The 1,077-nt window shown below is 69.7% G+C and carries 1 protein-coding gene and 1 pseudogene; both read left to right on the forward strand.

Translation table 11 applies throughout. The annotated features are described in order from the left end of the window. Positions 1–123 precede the first annotated feature (123 nt). Positions 124–525 carry a hypothetical protein gene (locus tag ACFO0B_RS31490; protein ID WP_378617395.1) on the forward strand — a complete coding sequence of 134 codons (402 nt, stop codon included), beginning with the start codon at positions 124–126 and terminating at the stop codon, positions 523–525. A gap of 215 nt (positions 526–740) precedes the next feature. Further along, a pseudogene (locus tag ACFO0B_RS31495) lies at positions 741–1,077 on the forward strand (hypothetical protein); the annotation flags it as partial.

The following is a 1,077-nucleotide window of genomic DNA, read 5'->3' on the forward strand; positions in this document are numbered from 1 at the left end:
GCGCCGATGGTACTGCACTCGACAGGGTGTGGGAGAGTAGGACACCGCCGGAACAAATTGTCACCGAAGGCCCCACCAATTCGTTGGTGGGGCCTTCGGTCGTTTCCGGTGGAATGAACGAGCATGTTGTTCGACATCGGGCGCATGCAGGGCACCGCACCGGACGGCGTCGACGCCGCCGGGCCCGGGCACTGCCACGCGCTCGCGGTCAGCGCCTCCTGGGACGTCGTGCGCACGCCGAGCTCGTCGCGGCGGCACTGGAATCGCTGCGCGTCAACTACCCGGCGACGCCGAGGCCGAGGTGCTGGGCACGCACGTCATCGACCAGCCGCAGGCGACCTTCTCCCCGCAGTCCGGCTCCGAGGCGCAGAGGCTGGGGCAGCGCACCCGCTGGACGGCCTCTTCCTGGCGGGCGAATGGACCGACACCGAGCTGCCGTCGACCATCGAGGCCCGCCCGGAGAGCGCCGTGCGCGCGGTCGACGAGGTGACCCGCTACCTCACGGCAACGGCCGCGCCGTGCTGACCGCCGGGAGTGCGGTGCAGACGAAGGGTCCCGTAACCGGGCCGCAGCTCGTACCCTTGATGAGAGCGCCCGGGTGGCGCCGCCGACATCGAGGCGAGGAGGCCAGGGTGTGAGGTTTCTGAGAAGTTCATGAAGCCTCCACGGTATTTTCCCCGCTTTTGCTATGGTCCAAGCAGCGTAAGTTAGTGCCGATTCGGCACTAGTAGCGTGTGCCGGTGGGGGATCGGCGCCGCGACCGAGAGGACGGTGTCGTCGATATGCGCAAGTCTGCCCCGGTAACGGTGTCGCTTCTGGTAGCCGCCGGGCTCGTGTCCGTCGGATCGGGATCGGTGGTCTCGGCCGGCGGTGCCGGGGATGCCGGTGAAGCGCTGCTGGTCGGCTCCACCGGATCGGACGCCGCGGCCGCCGCTGCGAACGCGCCGACGCCCGCCTCCCGGATCGTGGGGTTGCTCCCCGTCGACGGCGGTGTGGCGCGCGAGTTGCGGGCGGTTGTTCCGCCTGCCGACGGTGCTGTTCCGGTGGGTGGGGGGCCGGTTCTGCGGAGTATCGCGT

It is taken from the genome of Nocardia jiangsuensis, from assembly GCF_042650385.1.
Classification (GTDB): Bacteria; Actinomycetota; Actinomycetes; order Mycobacteriales; family Mycobacteriaceae; genus Nocardia; species Nocardia jiangsuensis.